Consider the following 16,419-nt stretch of genomic DNA (forward strand, 5'->3'; position numbering starts at 1 on the left):
TCAGCGCCCGGCCAATGCGTCGAGCAGCGTGCGCGCGGCCAGCTTGCCCAGCGCATTGCCGGCCAGCGGGCTGTCGCCGGTCAGCAACAGGCGGTCCTGCAGCACGCTGCCATCGATGCCGTCGTTGACGATCTGCACGCCCTGCTGCGCCAGGCGCTCACCGAAGAACCACGGCAGCTGCCCGGGCATGTAGCCGATCTCCGGCGTCTGCCGGTCCATCGCATCGGGGAAGGCACAGATGCGGTAGCCGCGGAACAGCGAACCACCGTCGGCCTCGTCAACGCCTGCGGCCAGCAATGCGGCCGGGCCGTGGCAGAGGGTGATGATGTGACGTTGCTCGGCCATCGCCCAGTGCAGGGCCGCCTTTACCGCTCGACTCTGCGGCAGTCCGATGAGGGCGCCGTGGCCACCGGGAATGAACACGGCTGCATAGTCCGACGCGGCATCGAGGCCTGCCACCACCTCATCCAACGGCAGTGGCTGGCGGAAGCGGGCTTCGTAGCGGTCGTACAGTCCGCCGATCTCCTTGTCCTCATGCGGGAACGCCCACCACTCGAACTTGGCGGCGTTGCCGGACAGCGTCGCCACATCGATGTCGAAGCCGGCCTTGTCCAGGTGGTACATCGGCAGCAGGGTTTCCACCGGATGGTTGCCGGTGGAGAACAGGTGGCCGTTGGCGGTGGGCAGATAGCGTTCGTCCGCAGCGATCATCAGCACCTTCCAGCGGCCATCGCGGCGCGCGTCGGGATAGTCGGCGCCGGACAGGTCGCTCTTCGCCGATGTGAACTGTGACAGCGAGTACGGCGACGGGAAGAAGGCGTCGCGCTCGGCCGGATCGGGGCTGGGGTGGCGGCTGGGCTCTTGCGTGTTCATGCGGACCTCCAGTGGGGTAGTGGAGCCAGCATAGAAGGGCGGATGCGTACAGGCGATGAGGGTTTCCCCCTCATTCGCCCCCTGCTATTTCACCCCGGCGCCGTGCTGTTGCATGTCTTCATGCAGGATCCGCCGCAGTTCGACGATGGCCGGCGTGGCTTCCTGCACGCTGTGCCCGGACACGATCACCTTCTCCGAATCCGCGTGCGGAAGGTGCGAGCTCCAGTAGGGCACCAGCCCGTCGTCGGTCTTTTCCAGCGGACCATCTGCCTTCGCGCGCGCGATGATCGAGTGGTAACGCACCTTCGGTGCCATCGGCAGGTCGGCCACGGCGCGCACGAAGGGATCGTCCTTGTCCAGGTTCTGGATGCTGTTCATCTGGTAGCCGTGCTTGCCGTCGTTGCGATCGATCTTGCCGTCGTTGGCGATGGTGGCCACGTCCTCCAGGACGGTCAGTGGCAGCCGTACCAGGCGGCCGATCCAGCGGCCGAGGCGGGTGCTCGCCACATCGGTACCGCGGTGCGGCGTGGCAATGAATACCACGCGAGATACTTCCGGTTCCGGCAGGAAGGTCAGCACCGGCGCGCCCTTGGTGCGCAGCAGCTCCTGCTGCGCAGGCGTCATCTGTGCGGTCGCCAGCAGGGTCTCTACCAGGTGGTCGCCGGAAGAAGACACCATCAGCCGTGAGATCACCCCACCCATGCTGTGCCCGACCAGCACCATGTCATGAGAGGCCTGCGCCTTGCCGCTGGGGTCGAAGTGCTTGAACACCTCATCCAGCGTGTGGCGCATCGCATCGTGGCTCATCGCGATGGGCATGTTGGTCGGGTAGTAGAACTGCCAGACCTGGAAGTCCTGGCGGATCTCGTCGTCGCGCATCAGCTCGTTGGCGACGTTGACCCAGGCTTCCGGGCTGCTGGCCAGGCCATGGATCATCAGCAGCACGCGGCGGTTCGGGTCGTAGGGCTGCATCATGTATAGATGCGGCGTGTCGATGCCGCCCTTGCCACCGAACAGCGAACGCAGCGATTGGTGGCTGAAATTGGAGCGCGCCAGCCACAGTGCGTAGCCTGCGGTGAAGTTCGCGGCCAATGGCACCTGCTGCCCATGCAGGGTGACTTCCGTGACCTGGTAGGGATCGTGGATCTCCAGTTCCGGCTCGTCGTCGTGCAGTACTTCCCACAGGTTCTTTCCGGAGAAGCGCAGCAGCACCGTCATCGATGGCGACGGCATCTCGCTCCAGCTCTGCGTGATGGGCGTGGTGGCCTGCGCGGCGGCTGTGGTGGCCGGCGGCGTGGTGGCCGTAGTGGCGGCGGGATCATCCATCACGGCCACCAGTTCGGCACCGAAGCCATCGCGGCGATGCACGCTGCGCAGCGTGCCGGTGAACGACAGCGAGGCTGCCGGTACCAGTTCGGTGGGCGTACGCGTATCCAGCGGTGATGCTTGGCCCGACGGCGCCAGCACGAACGTCCAGCGGCCCAGCTGGAAGTGGCTGGCTTCACCATGCACGCGCCCGGTGGCATAGGCGTTGTACAACTGTACCGAGGCTTCCTGCACGGCCAGGTTGTAGTAGTCGCGCACCTGGGTCTGGCGGTCTTCGAAACCGCGCTGGTTGGCCGTGCGCTCGGTGAAGAACAGGTAGGCGTAGGCCTGCCGCGCGACCTGCATCCACGCGTCCAGGCGCGGCTGGAAGTCCGCATCCAGTTCGGTGATCGCGCTCTTGGCACGGCCTGACGTGGAGTACTCGCGCTTGGGCGCGGGCAAGGTCATCGCATACTGCAGCCACAGTTCGGCCAGGCTTGAGCGCTTGTCCTCCTCGCGCACCACGATGCTGCCTTCCATCGCCTCGATGCAGGGCAGGCCTGGCTTGGCGCAGACGCCTTCGTCGAGGCCGGCGACGCGCAGCGTCTCCATGGTGGCCGAACTGAGCTTGCCGGTGGTCAGGATGTCGCCGCGTTTCAGGGCGATGTATTGGCCGGGGGTGACCGAGGCCACCTGCACCGACGGCCCGAACTGGCGCAACGTCGCGCAGCCGCCCAGGGTGAGCAGCACGGTGATGATGAGGGTCGTGCGGCCGATGAAGCCCAAGCCCGTGGTTGCCATACGATCCTCCTGCGCGGTGGCGCCACTCTAGCGGTCGGCATGTCAAAGCGGAAGATACCGGGCGGTCGGTTTGGAGCGCGGAAATGCCGCCAACCTGGCGATTCAGGCATTCCCGTGTGACACTGGGGTGAACAGGATGAATGCGGGGGTGCGATGCGATGGCTTGAGACCCGTGTTCCTCCGCCTCTTGTGATGCTGTTGTGCGCCGCCATCGGCTATATGGCCAGCCGATGGCAGCCGGGCGGGGCGCTGCAGCTACCCGTGCCGGAGTTGCTTGCGGGTCTGGTGATGGCCTTCGGCGTGGTACTGAACCTGCTGCCGAAGCTGGCCTTCCGGCGCGTGGGCACCACGGTCAACCCCCTGCGGCCGGCGACGTCGAGCGTGCTGGTCACGCACGGCGTGTACCGCTACACGCGCAACCCGATGTACCTGGGCCAGGCCACTGTCCTGGCAGGTGCCATGCTGTACCTGCAGAATCTGACCGCACTACTGGCCGTGCCGCTGTTCGTGCTGTACATCAGCCGATGGCAGATCATGCCGGAAGAGCGGGCACTGTCGGCCCGCTTTCCGGAGGCATACGCAGCCTTCCGCCAGCGCGTACGGCGCTGGCTCTAGCGCGGGTCAGGCCGTCACGGTGTGATCTGGCACTCCTTGGGCTGCATCACGGGTGGTCTCGCGTTCCGTGGATGACGCGCGCAGCTTCAGACAGTAATCTGCGCCCTCCCATCCAACCTTCGAGTGCAAGCGTGAAACCACCCGTCGGGAGGCTTGTACTTGCAAGCGCATTGGTACTCGTTTTCATCCTGGTTCCCATCTGGTCCCTGGTCGGTCCCGGCGTGTGGGGCTGGCATGTAAAGCAGCCAGCAGCCTGGCAGGGCGCCCTGGAGTCATCAGCGCTCTTTTTCGCGTTGTATGTGGCGCTGAAGTTGATCCGTGGGCCCGCTCTCTGGGCAGGTATCGCAGCGGTTTCAGCTCTGTATGCCAGGCACCATGGTGTGGATGTGGCGATGCTTGCCAGTTACATCTACCTGGAGGGTATCTTTGCCCTGGGCGGATGCCTTGTTGCCCTGGCTGGGGGTGTCTCCCAGCGCGATCCCGCCCAACAGGTCATTGTCGGCATGACAGGCCTTGTGGCCTGCTCGCTTCTGCTGTGGATGGCTTCATTGCTTGGCGTGGGGGCCATGCAGGCACTCGCCGGGCTCACCGCGCTGGTACTGGTCGGGGCGTTGATCCTGCGGCGTGGACCGTGGCTGGGTGGGATGCTGGTTTCTGGTGTTCGACGTGGAGCTGAGCGTACACCGGCAGTCACGGCCTTGATTGCGACTCTGACGCTGGTGCTTTTTGCGAAGGCATCTGTTTCCTCGGATTTTGATTCCAACTGGTATGGCCTGTCGGCCGACCGCGCATTGATCGCAAGTGGCAACATATTCCGTAGCGAAGGTCTTGTAGCACCAGTCCATTACTATCCAAAACTGATTGAGCTGCTCCAGGTCCCCTTGGCGGCCATCGGCAGCATTCCCGCGATCATCGGCTTGAGTATAGGCTGCTGGCTGGCCACCCTCGGGGTTGCGTCACAGATCCTACGTGAGCTGCGCGCAACGCGTGTCTTGCGTTCTTACATTGTCGCGCTGCTTGCAACACTGCCTGCGTTCGCCAACATTTCAATCACGGCCAAGGGAGACGCCTTGGCGGCCTTGTTGCTTGCTGTCTCGCTGTTGGCCGTGCTTCGACTCGGCAACAGAGGCGGTGTCGGTTGGCTCTGGATTGCGATGGCTGCGTCCCTGTTGGCGAGCCAGGCAAGGCTGTCCAATATTCCCTACACGCTGGCCATCGGCCTGTTGGCGATTCCCGCTTTCATCCGTTGGCGGAGCCAGCGCTTTCACCGGAGGCAGCCGCCTGCTGCGATTGCCGGAGGGGTGTTACTTGGCGCGATAGTGCTGGTGGGGGTGATCACCGCGCGAACATGGTGGCTGGCGGGGGTACCTATTGTTGCCCCGAATGCCGCGCTTGATCTCTTTGCCGCATGGGGCATGCCGCTGCAGTCACCCGTGGGTCGCCTCCCGACCAGTGATCTGCTTGTTTATCTGCCTCCCGGAAGGGCCCTGTTGGCGTACCTGTTCGATCCACGGCAGTATCCGCTGCTGCAGATATTGTGGACGGGCAATGCATGGCTTGGCCTACCATTGGTGGCGATGATCCTCGGCTGGCGGCGATCGGTCGCCTGGCGACGTGCTGTTCCCGTGCTTCTGCTGGGACTGCTGTTCTTCCCTATGCTCCTGGGAAATCGCTACATCGAAGCGTCAGGTGCGGATGGAAACTACTTCATCACGCCTTTGCTGAGCCTGTTGATGTTTGCTGGCTTCCTTCTTCAGCAATCACTGTGGAAATGGCAGTCCTGCCCTGGCGTGAGCCGGGTCATGCATGCCTTGATTTTCTCGATCGCCGTGGCATCTGCATTGATGTGTCTTGTGACGGGCGCATGGGGGCCCGGTACCCGGGCGTTCGATACACGTCTTGATCGGCCCATGCTGGATACGGCTTCGCGGCGTGCGGCAGCCTGGCGCGACATCGGCCTGGAAAGGATGGCCCAGCGGCTTTCCCAGGAGGCGCCGCGCACGCGTGCTGTGGGGGATGTGGGCGGGGAGGGCTTCTGGTTGCCAGTCCGGTACGAGCCGATCGACATCATTGCGCTGACACGACCCGGCCTGGTTGATACCCCGGAGCACACGCTGGAGTTTCTGGAGGACATCGCTGCTCAATACCTCATCGTGCGCTCACCCGGTTCGGCAGGTGGCCAGGAGCGGGATCGGATTCTGCGCGCTGCGGTTGACACACTTGCTGCGGACAGCCGGGCAACACGCATCATGACCGAAGGGCCGTACGAACTCTGGAGGGTGAGCCCGAAGCGCTGAGCGTCTGGGATGCCCGCAACGTGCCCGGAGCGAAGGACGGTCAGGTGGCTGCCCCTGCATGTTCCGGACCGTTGTGGGTATTGCATTGGAGGGGCAACGGTCGCGACTGTCACGGATTCCGGGCACCATCGCCGTAGGCCTTTATCACTTCAATGGGCTGTACCTGCAGAACCTCTCCGCACTGCTGGCCGTGCCACTGTTCGTGCTGTACATCAACCGATGGCAGATCATGCCGGAAGAGCGGGCACTGTCGGCCCGCTTTCCAGAGGCATACGCAGCCTTCCGCCAGCGCGTACGGCGCTGGCTCTAGCGCGGGTCAGGCCGTCACGGTGTGATCTGGCACTTCACGGCAGCGGAATAGCCTTCGTAATCATCACCGGCAATCACGTGCAGGGTGTGGTGCTTGTCGATGCGCTTCACGTAGGACGGTGCTTCGGTGTTGGCGTATTCGTTGACCGTGGTCACCGACCAGGTCTTGGCCAGGCGCTTGGGGTCGACACCGTTCAAGTAGACGAAGATGCTCTTCTCGCCCTCGGCGACATTCACGTCGGCATGGGTGACGGTACCGCCGAACAGGGCGACCGGCGTGGTTTCCGGCTCGAACGTGCCGCCAGGCTTTCTGGCCAGGCCGGCTGCCTGCAGGGCATCGATGGCCTCGGCTTCGCCGAAGGTCGAGCCTGCCTTGCAGGCCAGCAGGGCTTCGAGTGTTGCGGTGCCGGGCGGCGCGATGGCGGGTGCAGCCGCGCGCGCAGCCGGGGCCGCGGCACAAGCAGCCAGGAGCAGGGCAGAGGTGATGATCACGGTTCTCATCGCAGGTCCTTCTGTAGGTAGTGGGCAGCAACGCGGGGAGGATGCCGCTTCATTTTGCGATGTTCCAGTCAGCGCCGCGTGCAGCAATGGATCATGGCACGCCCCGGTCGCCGTCGTCCGATTCAAGCAAGACGGCGCCGTCGCCGCGTTGTGACAACTGGTCGCCAGGGTTTCGCAACGGACAGTCCTTCAGTGACAGGCAACCACAGCCGATGCAGCCGTCGAGCTGGTCGCGCAGCTGGACCAGGCTGCGGATGCGCTCGTTCAGCATGTCGCGCCAGTTGCTGGACAGCCTTGCCCAGTCCTTCGAACTGGGCGCCCGTTCGGCTGGAAGATCATCCAGCGCGATCTTGATCGTGGCCAAAGGAACGCCCGCCCGCTGTGCGACCTTGATCACGGCAATGCGCCGCAGCACGTCGCGGCGGTAGCGGCGCTGGTTGCCGTTGTTGCGCCAGCCATGGATCAGTCCCTTGGCTTCATAGAAGTGCACGGTGGCAATGCTGACCCCGCTGCGACGCGCGACTTCGCCCACGGAAAGCGGAACGCTGACATCGATCTTCATGGCCGGGGTTCCTTGACCTCATCAATACATGAGGTTTTATAAGGCAGTTCCCTTTTTCCTGCATGTGAACCCTGGGCTGCAGGTCATGAATCATAGGTTTGAACGAAAATGGAACAGCAAGGCATCGCCGTCCCCGGCACCCGCTGGGGCGATCTCCTGTCCGGCCGCAATGCAGTGCGCTCACTTGCCCTGGCGGGCGGGGTCGCACTGCATGCGGTCAACGTCTACATCGCCACCACCATGTTGCCAACCGTGGTGGAGGACATCGGTGGCCTGGATCTCTACGCATGGAACACCACGCTCTTCGTGGTCGCGTCCATCCTGGGGTCGGCACTGTCGATCAAGCTGCTTGAACGTGCCGGGCCTCGTGGAAGCTATGCACTGGCGACGCTCATCTTCGCAGCCGGTGCCGTGATCTGCGCGCTCGCGACCTCGATGCCGATGATGCTGGTGGGGCGGCTGGTGCAGGGTGTCGGCGGCGGCTTCCTGTTCGCACTGGCCTACGCCATGATCCGGCTCGCGTTCGAAGAGCCGCTCTGGCCCCGCGCGATGGCCCTGGTTTCGGGGATGTGGGGCGTGGCGACGTTGATCGGACCTGCGGTGGGCGGCGTCTTCGCCGAATGGGGCGTATGGCGGGCCGCATTCTGGTCGGTCACCGCGGTTGCCGTGTTGTTCGCGCTGCTGGCGTCGAACGTCCTTCCGCAGAGGGAGGCATCGTCTTCAGCCGCGGCCAGGTCCTCGGTCCCGTGGCTGCAGATCCTGCTGCTGACCCTGGCCGTCATCAGCGTCTCCCTTGGCAGTACATCCTCGAGCGCAGTCAACAATTTCATCGGCATCGTGATGGCCGTGTTCCTCGCAGTGGTGCTGATGAGGATCGAGTCCCGAGCGAAGCAGACGCTGCTTCCTTCCGGCGCTCTCCGGCTCCGCTCGCGGCTGGCCGCGTTGTATGGGCTGATGTCGCTGCTGGTGGTGATGATCACCAGCGGCGAGGTCTTCGTGCCACTGTTCCTGCAGGTGCTGCATCAGCAATCACCGCTTGCTGCGGGCTACCTCGCGGCGCTGATGGCGGCCGGTTGGACGCTCGGGTCGTTGGTCGGCTCCGGCTTCAGCGGGCGCGCCGTTGACCGGGCGTTGATGATCGGCCCGGCGCTGGGATGGCTGGGCATGATCGGGCTGGTGCTGTGGGTGCCGGCTGCCGGCAGCGGTACGTGGTTGCAGATGGTCCCGATCTGCGTGGCGCTGGCCGTCATCGGGATCGGCGTGGGCCTGGCCTGGCCTCACCTGCTGACACGCGTGTTGACCTCTGCACCGCCGGAGGAGCAGGAGCGCGCCGGTGCGTCGATCACCACCGTCCAGCTGTTCGCCACCGCGGCCGGGGCTGCGCTTGCCGGGATGGTCGCCAATGCAGCGGGACTGATCGAGCCGGGCGGGGCCGAGGGAACCGCGCGTGCGGCCCGGTGGCTGTTTGCCACCTTCGCGCTGGCGCCGATGCTGGGCATGCTGCTGGTGAAGCGATGCCGCTTTCCGGCGGACGTGAACTGAGGAACGGAGGAGGGCGCAGCGACCTTGCCGGGCCGCTGCGCCATGCCATCAGTTGCTGGCTGCCTTCACGGCTTCGGCCGCGTCAATGATGCCTGGCCCGCAGCCACCCGGGCAGTTCGCTGCGGCGATCGGGTGCGCAGTTCGACGCAGGATGTCCTTGACCTGGTCGGTGGTCTTTGGCACCGGCGCCACCGCTTGCATCAGCGCGACGATGCCAGCGACGTGAGGCGCCGCCATCGAGGTGCCGGACATGAAGTCGAAGGCGTTGTTACCCACCGTGGACAGGATGCCCTGCGCCGGATGCTGACGGGTCGGGGCGCAGTTGGCCTGGCTAGGCGGCGTGGCCAGCGGCAGGAACTCGCCGACGGACGCGCGGCAGGACCAGGTTTCACCACCGGGTGCGGTGATATGGATGCCTGCGCCATAGTTGGAGTAGAACGCGCGTCGCCCGCCCTGATCGTTGGCAGCCACGGCGATCACGCCCTTGCAGTTCGCCGGAGCAAACTCGGACACATCCAGATTGCTGTTGCCGGCGGCGACCACCACGATCGTGCCCTGCGCGGTGATGTCGTCGATTGCATCCTGCTCGGCCGGCGAGCAGGCGCGGCGGCCGCCCAGGCTGAGATTGATGACTTCGGCCGGGTTCGCATTGGCCGGGACGTTGGGCACGTTGATGCCGGCACTCCAGAGCATGCCATCGATGATGTCGGCGGAACCGCCATTGCCCTGGTTGCCGAGTACGCGCACCGGCACGACCTTCGCGTTGTAGGCCACGCCGGCCACGCCGATCTGGTTGTTGGTCACCGCAGCGACCGTTCCAGCGACGTGGGTGCCGTGTGCGATGCCCGAGGCATCGAAGGCATCGGCGTCGCGTCCATCGCCATCGTCGGAGCCGCCACAGCCGGGATTCATTCCGCCGATGATGCATTGCCAATCACTGAACGGACGGGTCGACGAGATCATGTCGTAGCCCGGCAGCAGGTTGGCCTGCAGGTCGTTGTTGTTGAGGTAGCCCGAATCGACCACAGCCACCACCACGCCCTGGCCTGTGGAGCGATCCCACGCGCCGGGCAGGCGCGCGCCACTGGTCGGATTGCTGTAGTGCCACTGCTCGCCGTAGCGTGGGTCGTTCGGTGTGGCGAATGCGCTCATCATGTAGTTCGGCTGCACATACTCGACGTCCGGATCGTCGGCGATGCGCTGCATCAGGATCTGCGCTTCCGGGAGGTCCAGTGGCTTGTCCGTGGTGACCACGTCGGCCCCGCCGCCCATGCGGCGTTGATGGGTTACGGACGCGGCTGCTGGCGGTGCGTTGCCGATCGAACGCTTGCTGCGCTGCTGGACGCCAAGGCGCTTCTTCAGCGCATCCTGCGCGGTGGTGGCGGAGACGCGCTTGCTGCTGCCGTCCCGGTACTTGACGATGAAACTGCTGTACTGCTCGTTGCTGGCCATGCCTCGCGTCCATACCCGTTCGGTGGGTTGGGCGAAGGCGGGGGCGCTGGCCAGGACCAGGGTGATGGCGCTGGCAAGGGAAACCCGAAGCGACGTACGCATGGATACAGTTCCTTTGTGGAAGATGTGTCGAACAGGCCGTGCCCTTCGGGCTCGGCTTGGATGTGAAGGGTGCAGGTGTCCCGTGGTCTCCTTTTGATGGCGACCAAGGACGAACGGCTTCGCGGACACATCCCCCCCAAGGAGAGGGTGGGAAATTTCTGAAGTGGTTTAGTGATGTCGAAAGCGAGAGAAGATGGCGGTTGCCGACATTGCTTGACGGCATCGGACCGCGATTGCGCCGCGGCGTCGAACTTCGCAGCGGCGTAGAGCAGCCAATAAAAAAGCCCGGAAACCCACGCTGGTGGAATTTCCGGGCTTCTCCGGTCCTTGACGAACCGTTCGTTGGTGGAGGTGGGCGGAATTGAACCGCCGTCCGAAGGCACTCCATCCCCAGCACTACATGCTTAGCTCACCGTTGAATCTCATCCCCGAGCAGCACGGTGTGCAAAGCGCACCCGGGAACCAGCCTGTTGTGTTCTAGTGCCGGACTGACAGGCAGCCGCCCAGCGCGATTCCATGATAATGACTCTACGCTGCGAGCATGGACACAAGCAGTTTCGAGGCTCCGCCTAAGTCGGCAGAAGGTCACGCACCGCAGTTTTTAGGCTGCGAGAGCGACCGGAGCGTAGTTGTCGTCGTTGGCAACTAGAGTTTTGCAGCTGGATTTACGAGGAAAGCTACCCCCTCGGCATGCGCCAGGCGACTTCACAACCCCCGTCGAAACCAATGCACCCCCGGTTTCTTCAAGCATTGCAAGGCTTTGGGGCCAATGCCGTCATGAAAGCTGACACTGACCCTGCCCAACGAGACGGATCTTACGGCAATCTTCCTGAACAGTCACGCGGGTGAGCGTCCGGTTCCCAGCTGTTTGGCACGTTGCGATCCCTTGGGACGCCGAGCTCGAATTTCCGGACATCACTCCACGGGGGGCCTCATGGCCATTTCCGTCAGCCCCGGCAACTGGGGACAGTATCGGATCGGGCAAGAGGTGCGCGGTGGCATGCTGTCGGCTGAATCGTCCTGGTACATCCAGCCACACGCAGATCGGGCGGCGAAGGCCCTCGCGGCGGCGTTTCCGGCAACAGGTCCTGCATCAGGGCTGCAGGCCTATCTGTTGTTGAAGGCAGTGGCATCGGTCTGTGCTCAAGACGGGCCGCAATAGCGCCAAACGCTGAAGCGGGCCGGCGTAGGTGCGATCAGGCTTGATAGCATCCAGATTCCTGAAGTGGAGCCAGTGGAAGGACGCCATGACGCTTGACGTTGCAGTAACAGATGAACCCAGCGACGAAGCGCTGGAGGTGATTGGCACTGGCTTGGACCAGTTCAATCTGGAGGCTGCAGGGTATGCCGATCGACGCGCGCTGGCGGTACTGGTTACCGATCCGGCCAGCGGCGAGGTGGTAGGGGGCCTTACCGGGCGAACCTCACTGGGCCTGTGGTTCGTGGATCTGTTCCATCTGCCAGCGGCCCATCGCGGCAACGGGCTGGGGTCGCGTGTGCTGAAGGCCGCAGAGGATGAAGCGCGGCGTCGCGGTTGCCGTTCCGGCGTGCTGTACACCCTCAGCTTCCAGGCGCCCGACTTCTATGTGAAGCATGGATGGGTCGTGTTCGGCCGGGTGCCATGCGATCCGGCCGGCACATGCAGGGTGTTCCTCAGCAAGGATCTGTCGGTGGGGTGAGCGCTGCGGGCGAGCCGCGCGTCCTGTCAATCCGCAACTTGTTGTAGAGCGTCTGTCATAGCGGATTGCTAACTTCGTGGGCACGAATTTGCGACACACTGGCGATGACCATCCGAGCCAGGACAGACACGGAGACCATGGGTGACCGATGCAAGCCAACAACGCAGCCTGCGGCAGCTGATCGGGCCGGTCGGTGCCGACTACCAGCGGCGTGCGTTGCCGCCGGGCTGGGTCTGGGCGGTGCTGGCGGTGCTGCTGGCGGCCACCTGGGTGACGGAGTTGCCGGCCACGGCAGCTGCGGCACTGGTCGCCAGCGCGGTGGTGGTGCACTGGTCGCAGCGCGGCCGCATCCATTGGCTGGGGTGGCGCCTGCCGGGCCTGGCAGTGCTGGCCGCCCTGCTGTGGGGGCCGGAAGTGCTGTCGCAGTGGTTCGAGCACGGGCTGGCCGTGGTCCTGATGTCGCTGGCCAGCCTCAGCATCGGTGTGCATGTATGGCAGTCGCGACAGATGGCGCGCCAGCTGCAGGGCGCGGCCGATGCACTGGACGACGCCCAGTTGCTGGCGTTGCTGCCGGCTGATGCCGCGAACCTGGCCCAACAGTGGCGCTTGGGTGATGACCGTTACGCACCGGAGCTGGCGGTAGTGATGCACCTGGCGGTGATGCACGCGGCGCTGTCGCCGCGGATGCGCAGGCAGGGCATGCTGGCGGGGTGACCTGCCTTTTGTAGAGTCGAGCCATGCTCGACTGCTTTTCTTACCGAAGCCGAGCATGGCTCGGCTCTACAGAAAGCCAAGGCAGCCGAGCATGGCTCGGCTCTACATGATCATGTGCAACGGCCTTACGCGTCGCGGTTGCCGCGACGCATCACGCGCTGCTTCTCGATCGCCCAGTCGCGGTCCTTGGCGGCATCGCGCTTGTCGTGGGTCTGCTTGCCCTTGGCCAGCGCGACTTCGAGCTTGATCTTGTTCTTGCTCCAGTACATCGCGGTGGGCACGATCGTGTAGCCATCGCGCTCGACCTTGCCGACCAGCTTGTCGATCTCGCTCCGGTGCAGCAGCAGCTTGCGATCGCGCCGGTCGTTGGCCACGACATGGGTCGAGGCCTGGATCAACGGAGTGATCTGCGCGCCGATCAGGAAGATCTCACCATCCTTCACGTAGGCGTAGGCGTCGACGATGTTGCCGCGGCCAGCACGGATCGATTTCACCTCCCAGCCCTGCAGGGCCAGGCCGGCTTCGAAGCGGTCTTCGATGTGGTACTCGTGGCGGGCACGCTTGTTCAACGCGATGGTTTTGTTGGCCGTCGCGCTCTTTGCTTTATCCTTGCCGCTGTTCTTGCTCATTTCCGTATTGTCTCCGATTCGGGCCCGCCCGGTCGATTGCCGAAACGTCCTGTATTCATGCCTACTATCCGCCGCAGCGCCCTGGTCGAACATTCGGCCGCGCGCATGTTCGACCTGGTCAATGATGTCCAGGCCTATCCGCGCCGTTTCCGCTGGTGTTCGGCTGCCCAGATCCTGGAGCAGGGCGAGGACCGGCTGGTAGCACGCCTGGACCTGGGCCTGGGCTCGTTCAGCACCTGGTTCCAGACTGAAAACACCCTGCAGCGCCCGCACAGCATCGATATGCAGCTGCGCGACGGCCCGTTCAAGCAGCTGCACGGCCGCTGGGAGTTCCATGCGCTGGCCGAAGATGCCTGCAAGGTCACCCTGACCCTGGACTTCGAGCCCAGTTCACGCCTGCTCGGTCCGGCGCTGGCGTTGGGCTTCCAGAGCCTGGCCGACCGCATGGTCAACGACTTCATCCGCGTTGCCGACGAGGCCTGAGCGATGATCGAGGTCGAGGTGGTGCTGGCCTGGCCGCAGCGGGTGCTTTCGCGCCGGTTGCAGCTGGACGAGGGCGCGACCGTGGCCGAGGCCATTGCCGCTGCTGCGCTGGAAGGCAGTGCTGGATGCCCGGCCGTGGCCGTGCACGGCGTACTGGCGCGCCTGCAGCAGGTGCTGCTGGATGGCGACCGCATCGAGCTGCTACGCCCGCTGCTGGCCGACCCCAAGGACAACCGCCGGCGTCGCGCGCTCGGCGGTTGATTCCCGCAACCCGTCCGCGTGGACGGGCTGGGGGCGTCAGCGACCCTTCTTCTTCTTGTCCTTCGGCAGATTGCGGCCGAACTGGCGCACGGTCTGCTGGGCCAGGGCCTTGTCGTTACCCGGGAAGTAATCGCCTTCCCAGCGGGTCACGTTGTCATTGTCGAAGAACACGGTGAAGTTCTTCACCTCGGTACGGCCCAGGCGGTTCACGCGCTGGCTGGAGGTGTAGTCCCAGCGCTGGGCGTGGAACGGGTCCGGAATGGACGGGGTGCCCAGCAGCGCAGTGACCTGCTGCTTGCTCTGCCCGACCTGCAGCTTGGCCACGGCATCTTCCCGGATCAGGTTGCCCTGATAGATGGGTTGCTTGTAGATGATGCCGCACCCGGTGGTGGACAGGGCGACGGCGGCGACCAACAGGAGATTGCGCATCGGGACTGGCGGTTGGGGAAATCAAACCGATGATACACTCCCGGCGTGCCACCGCGACCCAATCCGAGGCAGCTGGCGCTAAATCGCCAATGAACGGAGACCTATGGAAACCCACGACCTGCGAAAAGTCGGCCTGAAGGTGACCCATCCACGGATGCGGATCCTGGCGCTGCTTGAACAGCGCAATGCCCAGCACCACATGACCGCCGAAGACATCTACCGCCAGCTGCTCGAGCATGGCGACGAGATCGGCCTGGCGACGGTCTACCGGGTGCTGACCCAGTTCGAGGCCGCCGGCCTCGTGCTCAAGCACAATTTCGAAGGCGGCCAGGCCGTCTACGAGCTGGACCGTGGCGGCCACCACGACCACATGGTCGACGTGGACAGCGGCAAGATCATCGAGTTCGAAAGCCACGAGATCGAGGAGCTGCAGCGCAAGATCGCCGCAGACCACGGCTACGAGCTGGAAGAGCACTCGCTGGTGCTGTACGTGCGCAAGAAGCGCAAGTAAGCCGTTCGGGCCAGCTGTATGCGACGAAACCCCGGGCCTTCCCGGGGTTTTTCGTTGCTTACGGCAGATCCACGCCATGCGTAAGGGGCCCCATCAGCACCTCCAGATCCACCGCCTCGGCCATGGCCCGGTTACCCGCATCGCCCGGATGCAGGTGGTCGCCGGAGTCGTAGGCGGCGGCCATCCGTGACGGATCGGCCGGGTCGCGCAGCGCCGCATCCAGGTCGATCACCGCATCGAACGGGCTGTCGCTGCGCAGCCAGGCATTGAGCTGTTGGCGCAGTGCTTCCTTCTCCGGCTGGTAGTAGTCGTCCAGCGGCGTGCCGGGCAGGGCGCCGGCGAACGGTGTCAGGGTGGCGCCGAGGATGCGTAGACCCCGCCGATGGGCCTGCTCGGCCAGGGTGCGATACCCCGCCTGCAGTTCGGCCAGCGTGGGCCGGGCCTGGTTCCGGGCGAAGGCGGTGCCGGGCCAGCTGATGTCATTGATGCCGATCAGCACGACTACGCTGACCACGCCTGGTTGATCCAGCACGTCACGCCGGAAGCGGGCCAGGGCGGATTCGCCCATGCCATCGCGCAGCAGCCGCCCTCCGGATATTCCGGCGTTGACCACGGCAACGCCCCGCGGTGCCAGGCGCGCCGCCAGTTGGTCGGTCCAGCGCTGGTCCTGGTCGAGGCTGGCGGTGGCACCGTCGGTGATCGAATCGCCGATCACCACCACGCTGCGTGCGCTATGGGCGGCCTCGACCTCGATGCCGACCAGGAACAGGCGGGCGGTAGTGCTGCTGGCCCCGCTCAGAGCCTGGGCCTGGCTCTGGTCGCCTGGCGCAATCCAACTGGTCTGCCGACCCTCCCAGTGGAACGTCTGGACTGGAGTCGGTCCCGGCACAAAGACACTGATCTGCAACGCCTGGCGGTCATCCGTGGCCACCGCTAGTGGATCGCTCAGCCGTTCCTGACCGGGCTCGATCGATACGCCGGGCTGGCCGTCGAAACTGAGCGGCTGCGGGGCGGCACCCGCGTGTGCGGCCACGCTGGCCGCCCCGATCCGCAGCGGCTGGGTGCCGTAGGCATTGCTCAGCCGCACCCGCAGCCGGGGCCCGCCCAGGCTGATGCGCGCGGTCTGGCGGAAGGTCTGGTCCTGCAGCGTGGCCGGAACCAGGGTGGGGAACAGGAAATCGGCGCCCCAGACCGGTTGCGGACTGGCCTGCCAGCTGGCGACCCAGTGCGGGGCCGGGGCGGCACTGGCTGCGCTGGAGAGGGCGATCAAGGCGGTCGCGGTGAGCTGGCTGAGGCGGTTCATCGGGCAATCCCGGGAGGAGGGAGGGCCATGGTGATTCTCCGTCGATCTGTG

Annotated in this window: 17 protein-coding genes, 1 other RNA gene and 1 pseudogene; 10 read left to right on the forward strand and 9 right to left on the reverse strand. The window is 64.9% G+C overall.

From position 1 onward, the window contains the following. Together hchA and ACZK5G_RS08895 are read right to left on the reverse strand one after the other, a co-directional pair. On the reverse strand, window positions 1–873 hold the full coding sequence (gene hchA / locus ACZK5G_RS08890; protein ID WP_107432382.1) for a glyoxalase III HchA: 873 nt from the start codon (window positions 871–873) through the stop codon (window positions 1–3). Between the two features lie 84 nt (window positions 874–957). Further along, window positions 958–2,979, reverse strand: a complete 2,022-nt coding sequence (locus ACZK5G_RS08895) for an esterase/lipase family protein (protein ID WP_478466062.1) — start codon at window positions 2,977–2,979, stop codon at window positions 958–960. A gap of 153 nt (window positions 2,980–3,132) precedes the next feature. On the opposite strand from ACZK5G_RS08895, the gene ACZK5G_RS08900 reads away from it, so the two are divergent. The 3 genes and pseudogenes from ACZK5G_RS08900 to ACZK5G_RS08910 all read left to right on the forward strand — a co-directional run. Next, on the forward strand, window positions 3,133–3,594 hold the full coding sequence (locus ACZK5G_RS08900) for a methyltransferase family protein (protein ID WP_478466063.1): 462 nt from the start codon (window positions 3,133–3,135) through the stop codon (window positions 3,592–3,594). Window positions 3,595–3,725: 131 nt separating this feature from the next. After that, window positions 3,726–5,891, forward strand: coding sequence for a hypothetical protein (locus ACZK5G_RS08905; protein ID WP_478466065.1), 2,166 nt, complete (start codon window positions 3,726–3,728; stop codon window positions 5,889–5,891). Between the two features lie 157 nt (window positions 5,892–6,048). After that, window positions 6,049–6,201: pseudogene (locus ACZK5G_RS08910) on the forward strand (methyltransferase family protein); the annotation flags it as partial. Between the two features lie 14 nt (window positions 6,202–6,215). On the opposite strand, the gene ACZK5G_RS08915 reads toward ACZK5G_RS08910, so the two are convergent. Next, the gene (locus ACZK5G_RS08915; protein WP_478466067.1) at window positions 6,216–6,701 is read right to left on the reverse strand and encodes a hypothetical protein; all 486 of its coding nucleotides are present in this window, start codon (window positions 6,699–6,701) and stop codon (window positions 6,216–6,218) included. A gap of 91 nt (window positions 6,702–6,792) precedes the next feature. Continuing rightward, entirely contained in the window at window positions 6,793–7,263 is a 471-nt protein-coding gene (soxR, locus tag ACZK5G_RS08920; RefSeq protein ID WP_049423593.1) for a redox-sensitive transcriptional activator SoxR, read from the reverse strand. A gap of 108 nt (window positions 7,264–7,371) precedes the next feature. On the opposite strand from soxR, the gene ACZK5G_RS08925 reads away from it, so the two are divergent. Beyond that, the gene (locus ACZK5G_RS08925; protein WP_478466068.1) at window positions 7,372–8,805 is read left to right on the forward strand and encodes an MFS transporter; all 1,434 of its coding nucleotides are present in this window, start codon (window positions 7,372–7,374) and stop codon (window positions 8,803–8,805) included. 48 nt (window positions 8,806–8,853) lie between these two features. Here the strand turns inward: ACZK5G_RS08925 and ACZK5G_RS08930 are convergent, their stop codons facing one another. After that, window positions 8,854–10,359 (reverse strand): S8 family serine peptidase, encoded by a 1,506-nt coding sequence (locus ACZK5G_RS08930; protein WP_223224726.1) that lies wholly within the window; start codon window positions 10,357–10,359, stop codon window positions 8,854–8,856. Between the two features lie 343 nt (window positions 10,360–10,702). Then, window positions 10,703–11,095, reverse strand: a transfer-messenger RNA (tmRNA) gene (gene ssrA / locus ACZK5G_RS08935). Between the two features lie 198 nt (window positions 11,096–11,293). Here ssrA and ACZK5G_RS08940 point away from each other — a divergent pair. The 3 genes from ACZK5G_RS08940 to ACZK5G_RS08950 all read left to right on the forward strand — a co-directional run bounded on the left by ACZK5G_RS08940 (window position 11,294) and on the right by ACZK5G_RS08950 (window position 12,752). Then, the gene (locus ACZK5G_RS08940; protein ID WP_232528310.1) at window positions 11,294–11,521 is read left to right on the forward strand and encodes a hypothetical protein; all 228 of its coding nucleotides are present in this window, start codon (window positions 11,294–11,296) and stop codon (window positions 11,519–11,521) included. A gap of 85 nt (window positions 11,522–11,606) precedes the next feature. Beyond that, window positions 11,607–12,038: a GNAT family N-acetyltransferase gene (locus ACZK5G_RS08945; RefSeq protein ID WP_478466070.1), complete on the forward strand. Its 432-nt coding sequence runs from the start codon at window positions 11,607–11,609 to the stop codon at window positions 12,036–12,038. Between the two features lie 141 nt (window positions 12,039–12,179). After that, the gene (locus ACZK5G_RS08950; RefSeq protein WP_032128284.1) at window positions 12,180–12,752 is read left to right on the forward strand and encodes a hypothetical protein; all 573 of its coding nucleotides are present in this window, start codon (window positions 12,180–12,182) and stop codon (window positions 12,750–12,752) included. Window positions 12,753–12,877: 125 nt separating this feature from the next. Here ACZK5G_RS08950 and smpB read toward each other — a convergent pair whose 3' ends face one another. Next, a complete protein-coding gene (gene smpB, locus ACZK5G_RS08955) occupies window positions 12,878–13,381 on the reverse strand; it encodes an SsrA-binding protein SmpB (RefSeq protein WP_010484447.1) in 504 nt (167 codons plus the stop codon). A gap of 57 nt (window positions 13,382–13,438) precedes the next feature. On the opposite strand from smpB, the gene ACZK5G_RS08960 reads away from it, so the two are divergent. Both ACZK5G_RS08960 and ACZK5G_RS08965 read left to right on the forward strand, forming a co-directional pair. Further along, window positions 13,439–13,864, forward strand: coding sequence for a type II toxin-antitoxin system RatA family toxin (locus tag ACZK5G_RS08960; protein WP_010484449.1), 426 nt, complete (start codon window positions 13,439–13,441; stop codon window positions 13,862–13,864). Window positions 13,865–13,867: 3 nt separating this feature from the next. Next, window positions 13,868–14,125 carry an RnfH family protein gene (locus ACZK5G_RS08965; RefSeq protein WP_478466072.1) on the forward strand — a complete coding sequence of 86 codons (258 nt, stop codon included), beginning with the start codon at window positions 13,868–13,870 and terminating at the stop codon, window positions 14,123–14,125. Window positions 14,126–14,161: 36 nt separating this feature from the next. Here ACZK5G_RS08965 and ACZK5G_RS08970 read toward each other — a convergent pair whose 3' ends face one another. Next, window positions 14,162–14,554, reverse strand: a complete 393-nt coding sequence (locus tag ACZK5G_RS08970; RefSeq protein ID WP_010484453.1) for an outer membrane protein assembly factor BamE — start codon at window positions 14,552–14,554, stop codon at window positions 14,162–14,164. Between the two features lie 103 nt (window positions 14,555–14,657). On the opposite strand from ACZK5G_RS08970, the gene fur reads away from it, so the two are divergent. Further along, on the forward strand, window positions 14,658–15,065 hold the full coding sequence (fur, locus tag ACZK5G_RS08975) for a ferric iron uptake transcriptional regulator (protein ID WP_005409235.1): 408 nt from the start codon (window positions 14,658–14,660) through the stop codon (window positions 15,063–15,065). Between the two features lie 58 nt (window positions 15,066–15,123). Here the strand turns inward: fur and ACZK5G_RS08980 are convergent, their stop codons facing one another. After that, complete coding sequence (locus ACZK5G_RS08980) at window positions 15,124–16,368, reverse strand: SGNH/GDSL hydrolase family protein (RefSeq protein WP_478466074.1); 1,245 nt, start codon at window positions 16,366–16,368, stop codon at window positions 15,124–15,126. Window positions 16,369–16,419: the final 51 nt, after the last annotated feature.

The sequence above is a fragment of the Stenotrophomonas sp. 62841_Sma genome (assembly GCF_056482945.1).

Excerpts from the sequence above, each read along its gene's own strand:
- ACZK5G_RS08895 (WP_478466062.1), bottom strand. The coding sequence starts at position 2,979 with ATGGCAACCACGGGCTTGGGCTTCATCGGCCGCACGACCCTCATCATC.
- ACZK5G_RS08940 (WP_232528310.1), top strand. The coding sequence starts at position 11,294 with ATGGCCATTTCCGTCAGCCCCGGCAACTGGGGACAGTATCGGATCGGG.
- ACZK5G_RS08960 (WP_010484449.1), top strand. The coding sequence starts at position 13,439 with ATGCCTACTATCCGCCGCAGCGCCCTGGTCGAACATTCGGCCGCGCGC.
- ACZK5G_RS08965 (WP_478466072.1), top strand. The coding sequence starts at position 13,868 with ATGATCGAGGTCGAGGTGGTGCTGGCCTGGCCGCAGCGGGTGCTTTCG.
- smpB (WP_010484447.1), bottom strand. The coding sequence starts at position 13,381 with ATGAGCAAGAACAGCGGCAAGGATAAAGCAAAGAGCGCGACGGCCAAC.
- ACZK5G_RS08980 (WP_478466074.1), bottom strand. The coding sequence starts at position 16,368 with ATGAACCGCCTCAGCCAGCTCACCGCGACCGCCTTGATCGCCCTCTCC.
- ACZK5G_RS08970 (WP_010484453.1), bottom strand. The coding sequence starts at position 14,554 with ATGCGCAATCTCCTGTTGGTCGCCGCCGTCGCCCTGTCCACCACCGGG.
- fur (WP_005409235.1), top strand. The coding sequence starts at position 14,658 with ATGGAAACCCACGACCTGCGAAAAGTCGGCCTGAAGGTGACCCATCCA.
- ACZK5G_RS08945 (WP_478466070.1), top strand. The coding sequence starts at position 11,607 with ATGACGCTTGACGTTGCAGTAACAGATGAACCCAGCGACGAAGCGCTG.
- ACZK5G_RS08925 (WP_478466068.1), top strand. The coding sequence starts at position 7,372 with ATGGAACAGCAAGGCATCGCCGTCCCCGGCACCCGCTGGGGCGATCTC.
- ACZK5G_RS08930 (WP_223224726.1), bottom strand. The coding sequence starts at position 10,359 with ATGCGTACGTCGCTTCGGGTTTCCCTTGCCAGCGCCATCACCCTGGTC.
- ACZK5G_RS08900 (WP_478466063.1), top strand. The coding sequence starts at position 3,133 with ATGCGATGGCTTGAGACCCGTGTTCCTCCGCCTCTTGTGATGCTGTTG.
- ACZK5G_RS08915 (WP_478466067.1), bottom strand. The coding sequence starts at position 6,701 with ATGAGAACCGTGATCATCACCTCTGCCCTGCTCCTGGCTGCTTGTGCC.
- soxR (WP_049423593.1), bottom strand. The coding sequence starts at position 7,263 with ATGAAGATCGATGTCAGCGTTCCGCTTTCCGTGGGCGAAGTCGCGCGT.
- hchA (WP_107432382.1), bottom strand. The coding sequence starts at position 873 with ATGAACACGCAAGAGCCCAGCCGCCACCCCAGCCCCGATCCGGCCGAG.